The 18427-nt window shown below is 73.7% G+C and carries 14 protein-coding genes; 4 read left to right on the top strand and 10 right to left on the bottom strand.

The window, feature by feature from the left end; genetic code table 11:
• Nucleotide 1: 1 nt before the first annotated feature.
• The 7 genes from ACR68M_RS17145 to ACR68M_RS17115 form a co-directional block, all read right to left on the bottom strand.
• Complete coding sequence (locus ACR68M_RS17145; protein WP_441251384.1) at nucleotides 2-1315, bottom strand: MFS transporter; 1314 nt, start codon at nucleotides 1313-1315, stop codon at nucleotides 2-4.
• Nucleotides 1316-2386: a methyltransferase gene (locus ACR68M_RS17140; protein ID WP_441251383.1), complete on the bottom strand. Its 1071-nt coding sequence runs from the start codon at nucleotides 2384-2386 to the stop codon at nucleotides 1316-1318.
• A gap of 29 nt (nucleotides 2387-2415) precedes the next feature.
• Nucleotides 2416-3384: a CurL C-terminal domain-containing protein gene (locus tag ACR68M_RS17135; RefSeq protein ID WP_441251382.1), complete on the bottom strand. Its 969-nt coding sequence runs from the start codon at nucleotides 3382-3384 to the stop codon at nucleotides 2416-2418.
• Between the two features lie 5 nt (nucleotides 3385-3389).
• The gene (locus tag ACR68M_RS17130) at nucleotides 3390-7769 is read right to left on the bottom strand and encodes an amino acid adenylation domain-containing protein (RefSeq protein WP_441251381.1); all 4380 of its coding nucleotides are present in this window, start codon (nucleotides 7767-7769) and stop codon (nucleotides 3390-3392) included.
• On the bottom strand, nucleotides 7766-8023 hold the full coding sequence (locus ACR68M_RS17125; protein ID WP_441251380.1) for an acyl carrier protein: 258 nt from the start codon (nucleotides 8021-8023) through the stop codon (nucleotides 7766-7768). Before ACR68M_RS17125 ends, ACR68M_RS17130 begins: the two co-directional genes overlap by 4 nt.
• A 56-nt stretch (nucleotides 8024-8079) precedes the next feature.
• Nucleotides 8080-8931, bottom strand: coding sequence for a hypothetical protein (locus ACR68M_RS17120; protein WP_441251379.1), 852 nt, complete (start codon nucleotides 8929-8931; stop codon nucleotides 8080-8082).
• An 80-nt stretch (nucleotides 8932-9011) separates the two neighbouring features.
• On the bottom strand, nucleotides 9012-10349 hold the full coding sequence (locus tag ACR68M_RS17115; protein WP_441251378.1) for a tryptophan 2,3-dioxygenase: 1338 nt from the start codon (nucleotides 10347-10349) through the stop codon (nucleotides 9012-9014).
• Nucleotides 10350-10824: 475 nt separating this feature from the next.
• On the opposite strand from ACR68M_RS17115, the gene ACR68M_RS17110 reads away from it, so the two are divergent.
• The 4 genes from ACR68M_RS17110 to ACR68M_RS17095 all read left to right on the top strand — a co-directional run bounded on the left by ACR68M_RS17110 (nucleotide 10825) and on the right by ACR68M_RS17095 (nucleotide 13965).
• Complete coding sequence (locus ACR68M_RS17110) at nucleotides 10825-11808, top strand: cytochrome P450 (RefSeq protein ID WP_441251377.1); 984 nt, start codon at nucleotides 10825-10827, stop codon at nucleotides 11806-11808.
• On the top strand, nucleotides 11805-12482 hold the full coding sequence (locus ACR68M_RS17105) for a 4'-phosphopantetheinyl transferase family protein (RefSeq protein WP_441251376.1): 678 nt from the start codon (nucleotides 11805-11807) through the stop codon (nucleotides 12480-12482). Before ACR68M_RS17110 ends, ACR68M_RS17105 begins: the two co-directional genes overlap by 4 nt.
• Before the next feature lie 208 nt (nucleotides 12483-12690).
• A complete protein-coding gene (locus tag ACR68M_RS17100) occupies nucleotides 12691-13017 on the top strand; it encodes a hypothetical protein (RefSeq protein ID WP_441251375.1) in 327 nt (108 codons plus the stop codon).
• Nucleotides 13018-13026: 9 nt separating this feature from the next.
• On the top strand, nucleotides 13027-13965 hold the full coding sequence (locus ACR68M_RS17095) for an NAD-dependent epimerase/dehydratase family protein (protein WP_441251374.1): 939 nt from the start codon (nucleotides 13027-13029) through the stop codon (nucleotides 13963-13965).
• A gap of 126 nt (nucleotides 13966-14091) precedes the next feature.
• Here the strand turns inward: ACR68M_RS17095 and ACR68M_RS17090 are convergent, their stop codons facing one another.
• The 3 genes from ACR68M_RS17090 to nirB are packed head-to-tail and all read right to left on the bottom strand — an operon-like array spanning nucleotide 14092 to nucleotide 18427.
• On the bottom strand, nucleotides 14092-15465 hold the full coding sequence (locus ACR68M_RS17090) for a nitrate/nitrite transporter (RefSeq protein WP_441251373.1): 1374 nt from the start codon (nucleotides 15463-15465) through the stop codon (nucleotides 14092-14094).
• On the bottom strand, nucleotides 15462-15845 hold the full coding sequence (nirD, locus tag ACR68M_RS17085; protein ID WP_441251372.1) for a nitrite reductase small subunit NirD: 384 nt from the start codon (nucleotides 15843-15845) through the stop codon (nucleotides 15462-15464). Before nirD ends, ACR68M_RS17090 begins: the two co-directional genes overlap by 4 nt.
• Complete coding sequence (nirB, locus tag ACR68M_RS17080; protein ID WP_441251371.1) at nucleotides 15842-18427, bottom strand: nitrite reductase large subunit NirB; 2586 nt, start codon at nucleotides 18425-18427, stop codon at nucleotides 15842-15844. The genes nirD and nirB overlap by 4 nt, the downstream gene beginning before the upstream one ends.

Genomic DNA, 18427 nt, shown 5'->3' with positions numbered 1-18427 from the left:
CTCAGGCGGCGACGGCGACGGGTGCGGCAGCGGGCTCAGCGGCAGCGGGCTCGGCCTCTGCCGCCTGGACAGGCTGGTCGATGTCGGCGGTGAGCGTGGCGCGCAGGCGGGCCGCGACGACGACCACCGCCACGCACCCGGCGATCAGCACGAGCATCAGCGGCAGGCCCTTGGCGAACGGCAGGGTGGCTCCGGCGAGCGCGGGCCCGGCCACCGAACCGGTGGAGACGGCCACCGACAGCAGCGCGTTGACCCGGCCCCGGACGCGCTCCTCGGCGAGGTCGTTGAGCAGCCCGGTCACCACCGGGAAGACCAGTGCCTCACCGAGCGAGAGCAGCGCCACGCCGACCATCGCCAGGGCCAGCGCCCCGGTGCCGTGGGTGCGGCCGGCCAGCAGTACGAGGCCCCAGGCCACCGCCCAGACCGCGCCGCTGACGGCCAGCACGGTGGAGCGGCGCAGCAGCTGCATCCGCTCGCCGAGCAGGAACTGGGCCAGCACCGCGATCACGATGTTGACGGCGAACGCACCGGACAGCCCCTCCGGCCCGAGCGCGCCGCGCCCGGTCAGGTAGCCCGGCAGGCCGGAGCGGAACTGGCCGTACGTCACCATCGAGCAGATGGTCAGCGCACCGAGCAGGGCGCCGAGGTGGCGGCGCTTGAAGACCTCGCGGTAGCCGACGACCGGCTGCCCGGTCTCCTTCGGGCCGTCCCCGGCCGGGGTGACGCGGGGCAGCAGCCAGTACAGGGCGGCGCCCGCGAGCAGGAAGGTCGCGCCGTCGGCCAGGTAGAGCACGCTGTAGCGGTCGGCGGCCGCGCCCGCGTCCCAGGCCGCGATCAGGCCGCCGGCCAGCACGCCCAGCCCGGTCATCGCGTTGAACACCGCGAAGTCGGCGGAGTACGCGAGACCGCGCTCCCGGGCGGAGGCCGCCCCGGCGTAGAGGAAGCGGAGCACGGTGCCGACGCCGCTGATGCCCAGGCCGTAGACGACCGCGGCGGTGAGCGCGAGCACCACGCCGGTGGCGAGGGCGTACAGCCCGGTGCCGAGACCGGCGATGACCATCACCAGCGTCACCACCGTGCGGGGCGTCAGCCGGTCGAGCAGCGCGCCCCAGGCCAGCCCGCCGAAGACGGCGGTCGCGGCCTGCACGGCCAGCGTCACGGCGGGCACCCAGGCGGGCAGGCCACGGACCTGCTGCAGGTAGATCCAGAGGAACGGCAGGACGAGGCCGCCGCCGAAGGAGTTCACCGCGTTGACGGCGAGGATGGTGCGGGTCCGCGGGGTGAACTCGCGGTACAGGGCAAAAGGACTGGTCATTTACTCCGCCTCAAGAACGTAGAGCCACGAGTGGGGGGTGCCGAAGGGGACGATGCGGCGCGGGCGCAGGCCGGCGTCGGCGAAGAGCTGCTCGTACGTCTCCTTGGCGTGCAGCTCGACGCCCATCAGGGCGTGGGCCAGCTCGAAGCCGAGCGAGAAGACCGGCAGGGCGGTGGAGTTCTCGGCGTCCGGGCGCAGCATGGTGTCGGCCAGCACGAAGGTGCGGGCGGCCGGGAAGGCCTCGCGCAGGCGCGTGAAGATCTGCGGGCGGGTGGCCCGGTCGTTGAGCAGGTCGTGCAGCAGGAAGAAGCTCATGACGGTGTCGACCTCGGCCAGCGCCTCGCGGTGGGCGTCGCGGTGGCAGACGTCGAGCACGTCGGTGCGGATCGCCTGGACGCGGTCGGTCAGACCGGCGTCGGCGATGGTGCGCTGGGCCAGCTCGGTGGCCGGGCCGCTGATGTCCAGGCCGAGGCCGCGGGTGCCGGGGCGCTCGCCGACGACGCGGCTGACTCGGGCGGAGATGCCGCTGCCGAGGTCGGCGATGGTGCCGAAGTCGACCTCGGCGAGCACGGCTTCGAGCGTGCCGGCCATGAAGTTGCGGTCGTTCTGGCCGGAGCCGAGCGCGACCATGGCCTCGTCGCGCAGCACGTCGGTGCCGAAGTCGGCCGTGCCGGAGGTGATCCGGTGGGCCTGGCCGAAGACGTCGTGGTAGCCGCCGACGCCCCAGGTGAAGTAGCCGCGCATCCGGGCGATCTCCTCACCGGCGGGGGTGAGCACGGCGATGTCGCCGCCGTTCAGCAACCGCACCCAGCCGCAGGTGGCGGCGGCCCGCAGCACCTCGCGGAGCACCCGCTCCCGGGTCGCGGGGCCGGCGGCCCGGCAGTACGCCGGAATGTCGAAGGCCGGGTCGGCGAGCAGCCGCTCGAAGATACCGAGGCGGTCGAGGGTGTTGATCACGGTGGCGGCGACGTAGCCGTTGTAGGCCTGGTCGACGCCGACGGGGGCCGGGGTGGCGCCGTGCCAGTCGGCGGGGACGGGGGTCGGGATCCGGTGGTCCAGCAGAAGCGTCATGATCGTTGTCTCCGTACTATGACTGGGCGTCAGATTGCCGTGTGGGCAGGAAGGTTGGCGAGCTGGAGCAGATCGGCGAGCAGGGCTTCGGCGCCCGGACCGGCGATCGGCTCGTAGAGGGTGAGGGCGACGGCGAGGCCGTCGGGCCCCTCGGCGAGCACGCAGCGGGCCAGCGGGCCGCCGCGCAGCTCGAAGGACCGGCCCGCGAGGTCTCGGGCGGCGGCGGCCGGGTCGGGGTGGACGCCCGCCGCGCGGGTCAGCACCACCGGGGACGGCTCCGTCCGGGCGGACCAGCGGCCGCCGCGCTCGGCGAAGACCGTGCGCAGCTCCGGGTGCAGCCGCTGGAGGGCGGCGAAGCCCTCGGCGACGCTGCCGGGGGTGCCGGGCCCGGCCGGGAGCGACGCGACGGCGGTGACGTTGTGGTCGGCCGATCCGCTGGAGCGCACCAGGTCGTGGAAGAGCCAGCGCTGCTCGTGCGGGGTGAGCGGGCGCTGCCCCTGGGCCGCCTCGGGTGCGAGGCTGCCCGCGACGTCCCGGCGGAAGGCGTAGCCGGGCAGCCGGACCCGGCGGCCGGGGCGGCCCAGCGTGGTGTCCACGTCGAGGCCGTCGGCCCACTGCCGGGCGATCCGGTGGGCGTACGCCGCCGGGCCGTCGGAAGCGGACTCGTCGAACGGATCGTCGCAGGGCACCTCCAGCGCGTCGGCGGGGGCCGCGCGGTCGATCCGCCCGGCCTCCGCCCGCAGGGCGCGGGCGAGTTCGGCGGTGTCCCGGCCGACCGCCGCGCACCGGACGGCGAACCGCTCCCGGCCACGCTGGAGGGTGGCGGCAACGTCGTCCGGCGCCAGGGCCGGCTGCTGCTCCAAGCGGTCCGCCAGGCGGCGGCACCCCTCGGCGAGCGCCACGGCGTCGCGGGCCGACAGGGCCAGTACGCGGGGTGCTGCGGGTGAGTCGAGCACTGCGGCGGTCGGTCGCAGCGGTGCGGTGGTCTGGACGGACACGGGGGTCACACCCTCTCCGGGGCTGCGGTCGTGCGGTGCTGCTGCACCACGAGGTGGGCGTTGGTGCCGCCGACGCCGAACGAGCTGACTCCGGCGGTGCGCAGGCTGTCCGCGCCCTGCTCCCACGGGCGGCCCTCGGCGAGAAGCGAGAAGCGCGGACCGAATCTGGTCAGCTCCTCGATCGGCTCGGACACGCCCGGGGTGGCCGGGAGGTAGCCGTGGTGGACGGCGAGGACGGCCTTGATCAGACCGGCGATCCCGGCGGCGGTGTTGCAGTGGCCGATCGACGCCTTGACGGAGCCGATCGCCAGCCCGGGGCCGGTGCTGCCGAGCGCCTCGCCGAGAGCGGTCGCCTCGATGGCGTCGCCCAGGCGGGTGCCGGTGCCGTGCGCCTCCACGTACCCGAGGTCGGCGCCGGTCAGCCCGGCGGCGGCCAGCGCCTCCCGGATCACCCGGGCCTGGCCCTCGACGCCCGGCGCGGAGTACCCGACCCGGGCGCGGCCGTCGTTGTTGACGGCGCTGCCCCGGATCACCGCGTAGACCGGGTCGCCGTCCCGCTGGGCGTCCGACAGGCGGCGCAGCAGCAGGGCGCCCGCGCCGAATCCACCGACCGTGCCGGTGGCCCGGCGGTCGAAGGGGCGGCAGTGGCCGTCGTTCGCGTAGAGGAAGCCGGGGCGGTAGCGGTAGCTGCCGTCGGCGCTGCCGTCCAGCGACACCGCGCCGGCCAGCGCGTAGTCGCTGTCGCCGCTGCGCAGGCTGCGGCAGGCCAGGTGGACGGCGTAGAGGCCGGTGGAGCAGGCGGTGTCGAGCAGCAGGGCCTCGCCCCACAGGTCGTTGAGGTAGGCGAACCGGGAGGCGACGAAGGTCGGGTCGGAGCTGACCACGTCGTCGACCCGGGCGTCGCCGTCGTTCTGGATGATCCGGGGGCAGCCGGCGTAGACGCTGGTCCGGTGCGCGATGTCGCTGAGGCGCAGCGAGGCGTCCTCGACGGCGGACCAGAGCACCTCGTGCAGCACGCCGTGCTGCACGTCGCCGCTCCGGAGGTCCTCCGGGCCGAAGCCGAGCAGGTCGGCGTCGTAGCCGAGCGAGTCGAGCATCCCCCAGCGGGCCACCCGGCGGGTGCCGTCGGGGAGTTCGGTGACGACCGGGCCGGAGCCCTCGGTGTAGCAGTCGCGGCCCGCGACCAGGTTCGCCCAGTACGCGGAGAGGTCGGACGCCCCGGCGAAGCGGGCGCCCATGCCGACCACGGCGATCGCGTCGTCGTCCTCGGCCCGGCGGCGCGGGGCGGCGGCCGCCCGTACCGGCCGCTGCTCGGCCTCGGCGCCGCCGAGCAACCTGGTCTGGGCGCGGACGGTGGTGTGGCGCAGCAGGTCGGCGATGGTCGGCTGGGTGCCGGTGGCCCGGCGCAGTGCCTCGCGCAGCTTGACCAACATCAGCGAGTGGCCGCCGACGTCGAAGAAGTTGCTGTCCGGGCCGAACGGGCGGCCGTCGAGCAGCTCGTGCCAGACCGAGGTCACCGTCGCCGTCAGGTCGCCGTCGGTCGACTCTGCCAGCTCTGCCGGCTCTGCTGCGACGACGGGCGCCGCGGCCGGCTCGGTGCGGCCCGGCGCGGGCAGCCGCCGCCGGTCGATCTTGCCGTTCGGGGTGAGCGGCAGCTCGTCCAGCAGCAGCAGGTACGAGGGGACGGCGAAGCGCGGCAGGACGGAGGCCAGGTGGGCCAGCAGCTCGTCGGTGCCGACCAGCCGGTCGAGGACGGCGTACCCGACGATCTCCTTCTCGCCGTGCCGGTTGACCCGGCTGGTGACGAACCCGGCCCGGACGTCGGGGTGGGCGCGGAGCGCGGCCTCCACCTCGCCCAGCTCGACCCGCTGACTGCGGATCTTGACCTGGTTGTCGGCCCGGCCGATGAACTCCAGCTCGCCGTCGGCCGTCCAGCGCACCCGGTCGCCGGTGCGGTAGAGCCTGGCGCCCTCGGCGTCGCTGAACGGGTCGGGGGCGAAGCGCTCGGCGGTGCGCTGCGGGTCACCGAGGTAGCCCCGCGCCACCCCGGTGCCGCCGAGCACCAACTCGCCCGGCACGTAGGGCGGGGTGGGCACCGAGGTGCCCTCGAAGACGACCTGGAGACGGCTCTCCGGCACGGCCCGGCCGATCGGCAGGGTGCGGGCGCCCGAAGGGACTTCGGTGATCGGGTGCCAGGAGGAGGTGAACGAGTTCTCGGTCGGCCCGTAGCTGTGCAGCAGCGTGCCGGGGCGCACCCAGCGCAGCGCCCGGGTGATGTGCGGCACCGATATCAGCTCGCCGCCGAAGTACACCCGGCGCAGCGACTGGAGCAGGTCGGGGGCGTCCTCGATGATCCGGTTGAGCAGCGGGGTGGTGACCAGCAGGGTGGTGACGGACAGCTCCCGTACGGCGGTGCGCAGTTCGGTCGGGCTGAGCACCAACTCCTTGTCCAGGACGGCCAGTCGGGCGCCGTGGGTGAGCGCGCCCCAGATCTCGTAGGTGGCGCCGTCGAAGTTGAGCGGCGAGAGGTGCGAGAAGGTCTCGTCCGGGCCGATCGGCAGGAAGTCGGGGCGGTGCATCATCCGGATCACGCCGCCGTGGTGCAGCACGACACCCTTGGGGCGGCCGGTCGAGCCGGAGGTGTAGAGCACGTTGAAGGCGGTGAGCGGCCCGGCCGAGGTGACGGGCGGGAGGACGGGCAGGCAGCGGGCGGCCCGGGTGATCTCCGGGACGCTGTGCACCGGCAGCCCGGTGGCCCGGACGCGACCCTGCTCGTCCGGCTCGGTGACGACCAGCCGGGGCCGGGCGTCGCCGAGCACCAGCGCGAGCTGGGCGTCGGGGTAGGCGGGGTCGAGCGGCAGGTACGCCGCGCCGGCCAGCGCGACCGCGAGCATCATGGTGACGGTCGGGATGCCCGGACGGAGCAGCAGCACCACCACGTCGTCGGTCCTGACGCCCTGCGTCCGCAGCCAGTGGGCCGCCTGGGCGGCCCGCTCGGTCAGCTCGCGGTAGCTGACCGACTCGCCGTGGTGGGTCACCGCGACGGCGTCCGGGGCACGCTTCGCCTGGTCGAGGACCAGCTCGGCGACGGTACGGGCCGAGGCCGAGGGGGCGCCCGGTGCGGGCTCTTCGGCACCTGCGCCGGTCGGGGCGAGCCCGGCGAGCAGTTCGAGGCAGCCGGTGTCCTCGCGGGCGGCGGCGGCCAGCAGCCCGTCGAGCTGCTCCAGCATCAGTTCGGCGGTCGCGGTGGTGTAGAGCGAGCTGTCGTGGTCGACCCGCAGCCGCAGGCCCTCCGCCGACTCGACGGCGGCCAGCGCCAGGTCGAACTTGGCGGCCCCACCCGGGATCTCGACCTGACTGACCGTCAGATCGCCGAGCTCCCAGTCGGAGCGGAGAGCGGGCTGGTGCAGGAAGACGGCGGAGTACGCGGGGGCGGAGCCGGCCGGCGGGGCGCCGTGCTCGGCGAGCGCCTCCATGGCGTCCAGCACCTGGTCGCGCAGCAGCGCGGCGTGCGCGTCGAAGCCGCGCTCGGGGCGGAAGTCGGAGCGGATCGGGAGCACCCGGGTGAACAGCCCGACCACACCCTCACTGCCGGGCTCGTACCGGCCGGAGAACGGCATGCCGAGCACCCCGTCCTGCTCGCCGGACCAGGCGTTCAGCAGCAGGCTCCAGGCGGCGAGCAGGGTGACGGCGGTGGAGACACCCGCGCGGGCGGCGAGCCCCCGGACGGCGGTCAACCGCTCGGCGGGCAGCTCGCGCTCGGCCCAGGCGGCCGCGCCACGGGCGCCCCCCTCGGCCCGCACCAGGTCCGGCAGCGGAGCCAGCACGGCGGGCTCGCCGTCCAGCAGCCCGCGCCAGCCCTCCAGGGTGCCCGCATCGGCGACCGGGTCGGCCGACACCGGGGTGGGCTGCGGGTCGCGGCCCTCGGTGCGCGCCCGGTAGTACGACAGCAGGTCGTCCGTGAGCAGCCCCATCGAGTCGCCGTCGGCGACGATGTGATGCACCGTCAGGACGAGTAGCGCGGCATCCGGGTGGTTCAGCAGGTCGGCGCGGAGCAGCGGCGCGGAGCCCGGGTCCAGCGGCCGGGTGGCCGCACCGGCGGCCTCGCGCACGGCCTCCTCGTGCGAGTACGGGCCGCTCCCCTGGACGGAGTTGAGCGGCACGGGCGAGCCGGGCTCGGCGATCCGGTGCAGGGTGCCGTCGACCGTCTCGAACCGGCCGGCCACCGCCGGGTGGCGGACCAGCAGGTCGGCCAGGGCGAGCCGGAGCGCGGCCTGGTCGACCGGGCCGCCGAACCGGAGCGCCAGCGAGATGTTGTAGCGCCCGGAGTCCGGCTCGCACTGGTCGGCGAGCCAGATCTCCAACTGGGCGGCGGAGGCCGTCATGCCGGGGCCCCGACCGGGGTGGCGGCCAGCGCGGCGGCCTGGTCGGTGACGGTCAGGTTGGTGAAGAGCAGCCGCATCGGGACGGGACGGCCGAGCTCGGTCTTCAGGATCCGGCTGATCCGCAGCGCGGCGCCGGAGTGCCCGCCGACCCGGTGGAAGTTCTCGTCGTCGGAGAACTCGTCGTGGCCGAGGGCCTCGGCCCAGGCCTGGCGCACGGAGGAGACGAGGGCGGCCGGTGCTGCGGTGGTTCCCATGGCGGTGTGCGTGCCTTCCGTACGGAGCAGACAGTCGGGGAGCGGGCGGAACGGGTTCACCGGGAGGTACCTCCAGTCGGGACGGCCTTGCGGTAGGTGGCGTCCACCGACTCCCAGAGCAGCGGGAAGAGGGTGCGCTCGGACATCGTCCGCAGGGCGGCGATGGACTGACCGCGCAGGCTGTGCGGCAGGCTCGGGCAGGACTGCCCGTCGGCCTGGTCACGGGATTCGGGGTGGCCGCCCAACTGGGTCTGGACGAGCCGGAGATGGCGCTGCTTCCAGGACACGACGACACCGTCGAGGCGGATCATCGCCTGCCGGACGAGCGCCAGCTCGGCCACCGCCCTGCCGTCTTCGGCGGGCCGCTCGGAGCGCCCCTGCGCGGTGATCAGGTCCTCGGTGGTGAGGCCCTCGCGGCCGAGCGCCTCCGTCATGCCCTGCCAGAGCGGCCCGGCCGCCCGGCGCAGGTTGCGGGCACCCGGGGAGTCGAGGCCGGTGGTGTTCTCCGGGAAGGTGTCGCGCATCAGCAGCAGGTTGCGCTGCGGCAGGTGCTCCAGCATCACGGTCAGCGCCTGGAGCGGGATCTCGCCCATGTCGGTGGCCCGGTTGAGCACCTGCGAGGCGAGCAGGTAGTCGCCGTCCGCCAGCAGCCGCAGCGCCCGGCGCATCTCGAAGTGCATCTCGCACCAGGCGTACTCGCTGATCAGGTGCACCACCTGGAAGAGCCGCTGGTCCGGGTGGACGAGCTGCTCCTCGGGCAGCAGGGCGGAGAGGGCGCTGGTCAGCCGGGTGTCGTCCTCGTAGCTGCTGCCACGGTCGTACTCGAAGACGAGGAGACGGTCCTCCTCCTCCGGATTCATCATGCGGCGGGCGGCCCCGGGCCGTCCGGTCTCGACTCGCTTGCTCATGCTGGCTCGTGTCTCTGAGTGATCGGGTGCTGGAGTGCTGGGCTGCTGGAGTGCTGGGGTGCTTCGGTTCGCGGGCGGGGTCAGCCGACGCCGGTCGGCTGCTGCGCCATCGCCGGGAACAGCCGGTTCGCGATGACGGCGCCGAGGTACGGCACCCCTTCGGTGGAGCCGGTGCCGGTCCGGGTGCCGATCATGCGGACGGCGAGCCGGTAGTGGGTCTGCTTCCAGCGCTGGTGGACGGCCTCCAGCTGCTGAGCGGCCGCCAGCACCGACGTACGGTCGGCCTCCGCCGGGCAGTGCTCGGCGATCAGCTCCTGCCAGCTGCCCTGGACGGTCGGGCGGCCGTTCAGCACCGCCTCCCGCACCCGGGGCACGGAGGTGAAGGCGGCCGAGTCCAGCCGGGCCTGTCCGGGCCGCGAGCAGAGCGACTCGAAGGTCTTGTAGCCCTCGGACTGGATGGCGCTGGCGCCGTCGGTGAACTCCCGGAAGATCTGGAACGACTCCGGCTGCATCGTCGCGAGCAGCGAGAACAGCGGCAGCGACTCCTTCAGGACGTCGGCGACGGTCGCGACGGCGATCGCCGCGTCACCGGGCCGGGCCTCCCGCAGCTGCCGGACGGCCTGGTCGAGCGCCCCGGCCATGAAGGTGAAGGTCGCCTCGAAGCTCTGCAGCACCCGGAGGAAGAGGTACTCGTCGTGCAGCACGTACACCGGCTGCACGCTCGCCGTGAGCAGCAGCCGCTCCTGCCCGGTCGCGGTCGCCAGCACGGCGGCGGCCAGCTCACCGGCGGGGGTGCGCCCCGGCGTGGCGGCCACGGCGGTCGGGTCCACCACTCCGGGCGCGAGCGCCCGCAGCGCGGCGGCCTCCATCACCCGGACGGCCAGCCGCTGCCGCTTGTCGAGCACCCCGCTCTCCGGCAGCATCTCGCGCGGGTCGGTCGGGCAGCCGTCGGCGGCGGCCCGCTCGAACTCGATCAGGTCGGCGAGCAACAGCAGGACCGTCCGGTCCCGGTGGCGCCGCAGCTCCTCCCAGTCCGGCCGCTCGGTGTCGGCGGCCTCGGGGGCGGCCGGCCGGCGGAGCAGGCTGAGCGCGGTGTAGCTCTGGTAGTCGTAGCGGCCGTCGTGCTTGTCCAACACCACGTCCAGGAACCGGGTGAGGAAGGCGGCGGACGGCTCGGCCCCGGCCTCCCAGCCCGCCAGCTCCCGGCAGCCCGCGAGCCGCTCCAGCAGCTCGGGCGCGAGGAAGTGCTTGCCGACGGCCCGCAGATGGGCCAGCAGCGAGTCGTACGGGAAGGTGTCGGCGGTACCGACGGCACTGCTGCTACTGCTGTTACTGCTGTTACTGCTGCCCAGCCAGGCGAAGAGCTCCCGGTCGAGCCGGGTGGCGGCCCCCGTGTCGAGCATGACGCTGGTGTTCATTACAGCCCCCCTGCTGACGATGGTCACTGCCAGCCGGTGTCGGCCGAGGACACGGAGACGGACACGGAGGTCAGAAGCTCTGCTGCACGCATGGTCAACTACGCTTTCGTTCCAGGGCACTGGTGGTGCGGGGGGCGGCCGGGGCGATTCCCTCTCGGCCGATGCCAGGAACTCTGCTGGACCACGAGCGGCATATCCACAACTCGCCGCTGTCAGCAAACTGCACGACAGCAATTACCCGCCGGGGGCCGATATTCAGAGCCAAAATATAGGCCCGCCATCGAATTCCGATCGCCGCCGTGGCTACGCTCGCGCCCAGAACGGAAGAGGGGGGAATTTCGTGCGCGCCACCGGCATCCCGCAGGCCTCGGCTCCAGTGTGCCCTGATCCGGGCCTCCCGTACAACCACTGGGAGTTGTTGCGTCATCAGGAGCCGATATTCCGCCATCAGCCATCGGGTGGAGCGCCGGTAAGGGTGCTGACCAAGCACGCGGACATCTCCTGGGTCGCACGGAATTCGCAGATCTTCTCCGCCGACGAGCCGCCTTCCCCGTCCTCTCAGACTTCCCCGGATTTCTGCTGGCCGTCGGATCTGGCCTGGAACACCCCGGCCACGGACCGCAAACTCCCCCAACTGCTGGGGGCGTTTCTCACCCCCCGGACCATGGCGGCGTTGGAGAAGAGCTGCCGGGCGCTCGCCACCCGCTCGGTCGCGCAGTTCGTGCAACGGCTCGACGAGCACGGCGAGGCGGACATCGACCGCCATCTCGGCGCCCGGCTCACCCTGGCCGCCGTCCGCGAACTGGTCGGGGCGCCTGAACAGGGCTGGGACGACCCGGCCAACTGTCATGAAACTTCAGAGAGTTCGACCGACGCCGAGTACGACCGGCAGACCGAGGCGCTGCACCAGCACGTCGCGGCCCTGGTCAGGGCCAGGCCCACCGACCCTCCGCCGACGGCCCGGGAGGTGGACCACGCCGTGGCCGGCCTGCTCGTACCGGGCTGCCGCACCACCCGCACGGCGATCTCCGGCGGCGTCCGAGCGCTGCTGGAACACCCCGCCGAGGTGGGCAAGTTGGCGGCCAACCCGGGCTTGGTGAGCTCGGCCGGCGAGGAGATCCTGCGCTGGACCACCGACTCGCTCCAGCTCGCCCGGGGGTGCACCCAGGACATCGAGATCCGCGGGCAGCAGATCCGCAAGGGCGAGACCCTCGTCCTGTGGCTCCGGGCGGGCAACCGGGACGGCGACGTCTTCCCCGACCCCGACCGCTTCGACATCGGCCGCTTCCCCAACCCGCACTTCGCCTTCGGCGGCTACCGTGGACACATCTCCCCCGGGGCGAACCTCGCCCGGGTGCAACTCCGCGCCACCCTCCGGGCGTTGCTCCCCGTCCTGCCCACCCTGGAGCTGCTCGGGCCGACCGCGCCCGGAGTGACCGCCGTCAGGCGCCGCGCGTGAGCACCGATCCGCGCCCCGCCGGGCTGTTCGCGCGGCTGCTGCCACCGACGGTCGCCGTCGCGGAGAGCTTCCACGACGAGCTCCCGGGCCGGCTGTACCCCGCCGAGGAGGCGGTGATCGCGCAGGCCGTCGCCTCCCGGCGGCACGAGTTCACCACCGGGCGGCTCTGCGCCCGGCTGGCCCTGACCCGGCTCGGCCTGCCACCGACGCCGATCCCCACCGGCCCCAGCGGCGAACCGTGCTGGCCCGACGGCACCCTCGGCAGCATCACCCACTGCCCCGGCTTCCGCGCCGCCGCCGTCACCAGCACCGGCCGGGCCACCGCCCTCGGCATCGACGCCGAGCCGGACCATCCGCTGCCCGCCGACCTGCTGGACTCCGTCGCCTCCCCCACCGAGCAGGCTCTGCTCCGCGCCCTCGAACGCTCCGCCCACCAACCGGTCAACTGGGGTCAACTGCTCTTCAGTGCCAAGGAGAGCGTCTACAAGGCCTGGTACCCGCAGGGGCAACGCGTACTGGAGTTCTCCGAAGCCGAGGTCACCCTGCACCCCGACGGCCACTTCTCCGCCCGGCTGCTGCTCCCCAGCGCCGAGCGCGAACAAGGCCTGCGCACCGAGTACTCCGGCCGCTGGCTGGCCCAGCACGGCCTGCTGCTGACGGCCGTCCACCACTGAAGGCAGCCCCCGCAGAGTGTCGACTCCATCATGCCTGGCCAGAGACCCCGGCGGTAGGACGGAGCGCACGCTTTTCCGCCCTTGTCCGCACCCCCGGGCAGCCCGCAGACTCGACCACATCCACTCCCCCGGCTCACGTGCCGACGCCCCCACCGGGCTCGGCACGTACCTCGTGCTGCCCGGGAGTGGAACGGACAAGGGGGCAACGATGGACCAGGACACCGTACTTCGAGCGCGCGTGAAGCTGCTCAGCACCAACCGTCGGGTACTGCGCGGGCCGGACGCCCTGTGGGTCTACCGGACACTGACCGAGGTCAACCCGGCCGTCCACGGATCGAAGCTCGCCCACGTGCTGGTGGAGGCAGCCCGCTCACCCCGGCTCGCCGAACTGCCCGCCGTACGCCGGGCGCTGCTGGAGGAGGCCGTGGCGGTGGCCCAGCTGCTGGACGCCGACAACCCCTTCCGCGAGAAGGTGCTCGCCGCCGCCCTCGACGCCCTCCAACGTGTCCCCGGGGCCGACACCGAGTCAAGCTAGGGTGCCTGGATGAGCGTTCATGTCGTGATCGGATTCGGGCCCGCCGGGGCTGCCACTGCTCGGCTGCTGGCCGAGCAGGGCCATGCCGTACGGGTCGTCACCAAGTCCGGCCGGAGCCCCGAGCCGGGGATCGAGCACCTCGCGCTGGACGCGGCGGACAGCACGCGACTGGCCGAGGCCGCCCAGGGCGCGACCGCGATCCACAGCTGCGGCGCGCCGCCCTACCACCGCTGGAAGGACGAGTGGCCGCCGCTCGCCATGTCGCTCTGCGCGGCGGCCGAGGCGACCGGGGCCGTCCTGGTCATGCTGGGCAACCTCTACGGCTACGGACCCGTCGACGGTCCACTGACCGAGGAGCTGCCGCTCGCGGCGACCGGCCCCAAGGGGCGGGTGCGCGCCGCTGCGTGGGAGCAGGCCCGGCAGTTGCACGAGCAGGGGCGGATCAGGGCGGTCGAGATCCGGGCCTCGGACTTCTTCGGGCCCGGGGTGACCGACGGCGGGCACCTGGCCGGGCGGGTCGTGCCGCGCCTGCTGCGCGGCAGGTCGGTCTCCGTCCTGGGCGATCCGGACGCCCCGCACAGCTGGAGCTACCTCCCCGACGTCGCCGCCGCCATGGCGGAGGTCGCGGGCGAGGAGCGCGCCTGGGGACGGGCCTGGCACGTCCCGACCGGGCCCGCGCTGTCCGCCCGGGAGATGGTCGGCCGGCTCGCCACCGAGGCGGGGACGGCGCCGGTCGCCGTGCGCGGGCTGCCCCGGGCCGTGCTGCGGGCCCTCGGGCTGTTCTCGCCGCTGCTCCGCGAACTCCAGGAGGTGAGCTACCAGTTCGACCGGCCGTTCGTGGTCCGTTCGAGCGCCTTCGAGGACGAGTTCGGGATCCGCCCCACCCCGGTCGAGGAGCAGGTGGCGGCAACGGTCGCCTGGTGGCGCGCCGCTCGAAACACAGGCTGAGAGCGGCCCTTCATGCCGAAACCCGCCCGGTCCGACGGGGGTTCGAACCGGGCGGGAGCTGTCGGCCAACGCTGCCGAGTCTACGGCAGGCGGTCGCAGCCGGGGTGTGTCAACGCATTTTTGCCGTCAGATCGCGGCCGACCGCCGGGCCGAGGGCCGGAGGTAGACGGCCCAGGTCAGCACGGAGCAGAACGCGTACGCCGCGAGGAAGGCCAGGTACGCGGCGTTGCCGTTGTGGGCGGTGAGGAAGGACTGCCGGAAGGCGATGTTGACCAGGACTCCACCGAAGGCACCCACCGCACCGGCCAGGCCGATCAGGGCCGAGGCCCGGCGGCGGGCGTCGAGCGCGGCCGTCGCGGCGTCGAGACCGTCCGCGACGGCGGCGCGGGCCTTGGCCTGGAAGACGGCCGGGATCATCTTGTAGGTGGAGCCGTTGCCGACACCGCTCAGCACGAACAGGGCCGTGAAGCCGGTGAGGAACAGCGGCAGCGAGCCAGTGTGCGAGGCGGCCAGGACGAGACCGGCGCCCGCCGCCATCGCCACGAAGACCCCGAGCGTCACCCGGGCCCCGCCCCAGCGGTCGGCCATCCTGCCCCCGACCGGCCGCGCCAGCGAGCCCAGCAGCGGGCCGAGGAAGGTCAGGTACGCGGCCTTGACCGGGGAGTCGAACTGGTGCGGGAACTGCACCTGCAGCACCTGCCCGAAGGCGAAGCCGAAGCCGATGAACGACCCGAAGGTTCCGACGTAGAGCACCGACATCACCCAGCTGTGCGGCTCGCGGGCCACCTCGCGCAGCGCCCGGCGGTCGTTTCGCAGCGAGGTCAGGTTGTCCATCCGCAGCGCGGCGCCGAGCGCGGCCAGCACGATCAGCGGCAGGTAGACCAGCGGCACCAGCCTGGGGTGCGCCGCGCCCGCCGTGGCCAGCACCGACAGCCCGAGCAGCTGCACCACGGGGACGCCGAGGTTCCCGCCGCCGGCGTTCACCCCCAGCGCCCAGCCCTTGAGGCGCTCGGGGTAGAAGGCGTTGATGTTCGCCATCGACGAGGCGAAGTTGCCACCGCCCACCCCGGCCACGCAGGCCACCGCCAGCAGGGTCCCGTACGAGACGCCGGGCCTGAGCACCACCCCGGCCAGCACCGTCGGCACGAGCAGCAGCAGTGCGCTGAACACCGTCCAGTTGCGGCCGCCGAACCGCGCGACGGCGAAGGTGTAGGGCAGTCGCAGCAGCGCGCCGAGTGCCGTCGGGACGGCGGTCAGGGTGAACTTGCCTGCGGCGTCGATGTGGTAGCGCGGGCCGAGGAAGAGGACCAGGACGGACCACAGGCTCCAGACCGAGAAGCCGATGTGCTCCGAGAGCACCGAGAAGACCAGATTGCGCCGGGCGACCTTGGCGCCCGTCGCCGCCCAGAAGGCCGGGTCCTCGGGGCGCCAGTCGTCGATCCCGGCCGAACGGGCGCCGGCCGGGCGGCTGACGGGCACGGCTCTCTCGACGGTGCTCATGCCCTGCTCCCGGCCTCGACGCGGGTGCGGTCCGTGCCGCGCACCGGCCAGACCCGGAGCACGGCCCGGCTCCCGTCGGGTGCGGTGTCCTCGTCCAGGCAGCGGCCGTCGCGCAGGTCGAAGACCTGCTTGTACATCGGCGAGGCGACGGTCGGGGTGTCGCCCCGGCTGCCGACGATGCCGCGCGAGAGCACGTAGGTGCCGCTGAACGGGTCGTGGTTGTCGACGGCGTAGAGCGCCCCGGCGCGGTCCCGGAAGACCGCGACCTGGTCGCCGTCGAGCAGCACGGCGACGCCGCGCCCGGGGGTCAGGTCGTCGTACGCGCAGACGTGCTGCCAGCGCGAGCCGTCGTGGATCTCCACCTTCACTGCGTCGCTCATGCGGTGCGTACCTCCAGTCGGGGTCCGGAGACCAGGGTGAGGATGTGCCCGTCCTCGCCGGGGCGGGCGGGGCGGATCTGGCCGCGCTCGGGGACGAAGGTCACGGCGGGGTCGGGTGTCCCGGGCGCGTTCACGAAGGAGGCGAAGCGCCGTAGCCGGTCGGGGTCGGCCAGGGTGGCCGCCCACTCGTCCTGGTAGCTGCCGACGTGGCGCTCCATCAGCTCGTCCAGGTCGGCGCAGATGCCGAGCGAGTCGTCGAGGACGACCGCCCGCAGGTGGTCGAGGCCGCCCTCCAGGCGCTCCAGCCAGGCGGCGGTGCGCTCCAGGCGGTCGGCCGTGCGGATGTAGAACATCAGGAAGCGGTCGATCGTCCGGATCAGCGTCTCGCGGTCCAGGTCGGCGGCCAGCAGGTCGGCGTGGCGCGGCGTCATGCCGCCGTTGCCGCCGACGTGCAGGTTCCAGCCCGTGGACGTGGCGATGATGCCGAAGTCCTTGCTCTGCGCCTCCGCGCACTCGCGGGCGCAGCCGGAGACCGCCGACTTGAGCTTGTGCGGCGAGCGCAACCCCCGGTAGCGGAGCTCCAGTTCGATGGCGAGCCCGACCGAGTCCTGCACCCCGTACCGGCACCAGGTCTCGCCGACGCAGGACTTCACGGTGCGCAGCGACTTGCCGTACGCGTGCCCGGACTCGAAGCCGGCGTCCACCAACCGCTGCCAGATCGGCGGAAGTTGGTCGACGCTCGCGCCGAACAGGTCGATCCGCTGGCCGCCGGTGATCTTCGTGTAGAGGCCGTAGTCGCGGGCGATCTCGCCGATGGTGATCAGCCCCTCGGGGGTGACCTCACCGCCGGGGATGCGCGGCACCACCGAGTACGAGCCGTTGCGCTGGAGGTTGGCCAGGAAGTGGTCGTTGGTGTCCTGGAGCGCCGCCTGCTCGCCGTCCAGGATGTGGCCGCCGCCGAGGCTCGCGACGATCGAGGCGACCGTCGGCTTGCAGACGTCGCAGCCCTCGCCGGTGCCGTGCTGCGCCAGCAGCTCGGAGAAGCTGGTCAGGCCCTTGACCCGGACGATCTCGTAGAGCTCGGAGCGGGTGTGCGCGAAGTGCTCGCACAGCCCGGTGTCGACGCTGACCCCGGTGGCCGCCAGCTCCTCGGTCACGATGGTGCCGAGCAGCTTGACGCAACTGCCGCAGCCGGTACCGGCCTTGGTGCACTTCTTGACCTCCGGCACGCTGCCGCAGCCGTGCTCGGAGACGGCGGCCCGGATCTCGGCCTTGCTGACGTTGTGGCAGGAGCAGACCACCGCCTCGTCCGGCAGGGCGACCGGCCCGCTCTGCGCGAACCCGGCTGGCAGCACCAGCTGTTCGGGCGCGGTCTGCAACGGCTTGCCGCCGATCGCGAGCGGCCGCAGCACCCCGTACGCCTCGGTGTCGCCGACCAGGACGCCGCCGAGCAGCGCGCCGTCCCGCCCGATGACCAGCTTCTTGTACACGCCCGCCCGGCTGTCGCTGTAGAGCACCTCCAGCGCGCCCTCGGTCACGCCGTGCGCGTCGCCGAAGCTGGCCACCTCCACGCCCAGCAGCTTGAGCTTGGCGGAGGTGTCGGCGCCGGTGAAGCCACCCGGCTCGCCGGCCAGCGCGCGGGCCGCCGTCTCGGCCATCTGGTAGCCGGGGGCGACCAGCCCGTAGACCCGCCCGTCGGCGGCGAGCGCGCACTCGCCCACCGCCCAGATCTGCGGGTCGTCGGTGCGGCACTGGGCGTCCACCACGACGCCGCCGCGCTCGCCGACGGCCAGGCCGCAGTCGCGGGCCAGCTGGTCGCGCGGGCGGACCCCGGCGGAGAAGACCACGAGATCGGCGGGCAGCTCCCGGCCGTCGGAGAGCGTCATGGCCCGCACCCGGCCGTCGGGGCCGGTCTCGACCTGCTGGGTACCCGCGCCGGTGTGCACGGTGACGCCGAGCTCCTCGATCTTGCGGCGCAGCAGCGCGCCACCGCCCTCGTCCACTTGGACGGCCATCAGGCGCGGCGCGAACTCGACCACGTGCGTCTCCAGGCCCATCGCCGTGAGCGCGCCCGCCGCCTCCAGGCCGAGCAGCCCGCCGCCGACCACCGCACCGACCCGGGCCCGGCCCGCGTCGGCCCGGATCGCGTCGGCCCGGATCGCCTCCAGGTCCTCGATGGTGCGGTAGACGTGGCAGCCGTCGGCGTCGTGACCGGGCACCGGCGGCACGAACGGGTACGAGCCGGTGGCGAGCACCAGCGCGTCGTAGCCGACGGTGTGCCCGGCGCGGGTGGTGACCGTCTGCGCGGCCCGGTCGACCGTGGCGGCCGGGTCGCCGAGCCGCAGCTCGATGCCGTGCTCGGCGAGGAAGCCGGGCGGGCAGAGCGACAGCTCCTCGGCGGTGGTGCCGGAGAACCAGGAGGTGAGGTGCACCCGGTCGTAGGCGGGCCGGGGCTCCTCGGCGAGCACGGTGATCCGCCAGTCGGCCGCGCCCGGCTGCTCCACCAGGGCCTCCAGGAAGCGCTGGCCGACCATTCCGTGCCCGACCAGTACGAGGTCCCTCGATCGGCGCTGTGTCGTCAT

The sequence above is a fragment of the Kitasatospora sp. McL0602 genome, assembly GCF_052076145.1.
GTDB lineage: Bacteria > Actinomycetota > Actinomycetes > Streptomycetales > Streptomycetaceae > Kitasatospora.
This window is presented reverse-complemented; position numbering and strand designations above follow the sequence as displayed.

Excerpts from the sequence above, each read along its gene's own strand:
- ACR68M_RS17130 (WP_441251381.1), bottom strand. The coding sequence starts at position 7,769 with ATGACGGCCTCCGCCGCCCAGTTGGAGATCTGGCTCGCCGACCAGTGC.
- ACR68M_RS17145 (WP_441251384.1), bottom strand. The coding sequence starts at position 1,315 with ATGACCAGTCCTTTTGCCCTGTACCGCGAGTTCACCCCGCGGACCCGC.
- ACR68M_RS17090 (WP_441251373.1), bottom strand. The coding sequence starts at position 15,465 with ATGAGCACCGTCGAGAGAGCCGTGCCCGTCAGCCGCCCGGCCGGCGCC.
- nirB (WP_441251371.1), bottom strand. The coding sequence starts at position 18,427 with ATGACGACACAGCGCCGATCGAGGGACCTCGTACTGGTCGGGCACGGA.
- ACR68M_RS17100 (WP_441251375.1), top strand. The coding sequence starts at position 12,691 with ATGGACCAGGACACCGTACTTCGAGCGCGCGTGAAGCTGCTCAGCACC.
- ACR68M_RS17115 (WP_441251378.1), bottom strand. The coding sequence starts at position 10,349 with ATGAACACCAGCGTCATGCTCGACACGGGGGCCGCCACCCGGCTCGAC.
- ACR68M_RS17095 (WP_441251374.1), top strand. The coding sequence starts at position 13,027 with ATGAGCGTTCATGTCGTGATCGGATTCGGGCCCGCCGGGGCTGCCACT.
- ACR68M_RS17120 (WP_441251379.1), bottom strand. The coding sequence starts at position 8,931 with ATGAGCAAGCGAGTCGAGACCGGACGGCCCGGGGCCGCCCGCCGCATG.
- nirD (WP_441251372.1), bottom strand. The coding sequence starts at position 15,845 with ATGAGCGACGCAGTGAAGGTGGAGATCCACGACGGCTCGCGCTGGCAG.
- ACR68M_RS17125 (WP_441251380.1), bottom strand. The coding sequence starts at position 8,023 with ATGGGAACCACCGCAGCACCGGCCGCCCTCGTCTCCTCCGTGCGCCAG.
- ACR68M_RS17140 (WP_441251383.1), bottom strand. The coding sequence starts at position 2,386 with ATGACGCTTCTGCTGGACCACCGGATCCCGACCCCCGTCCCCGCCGAC.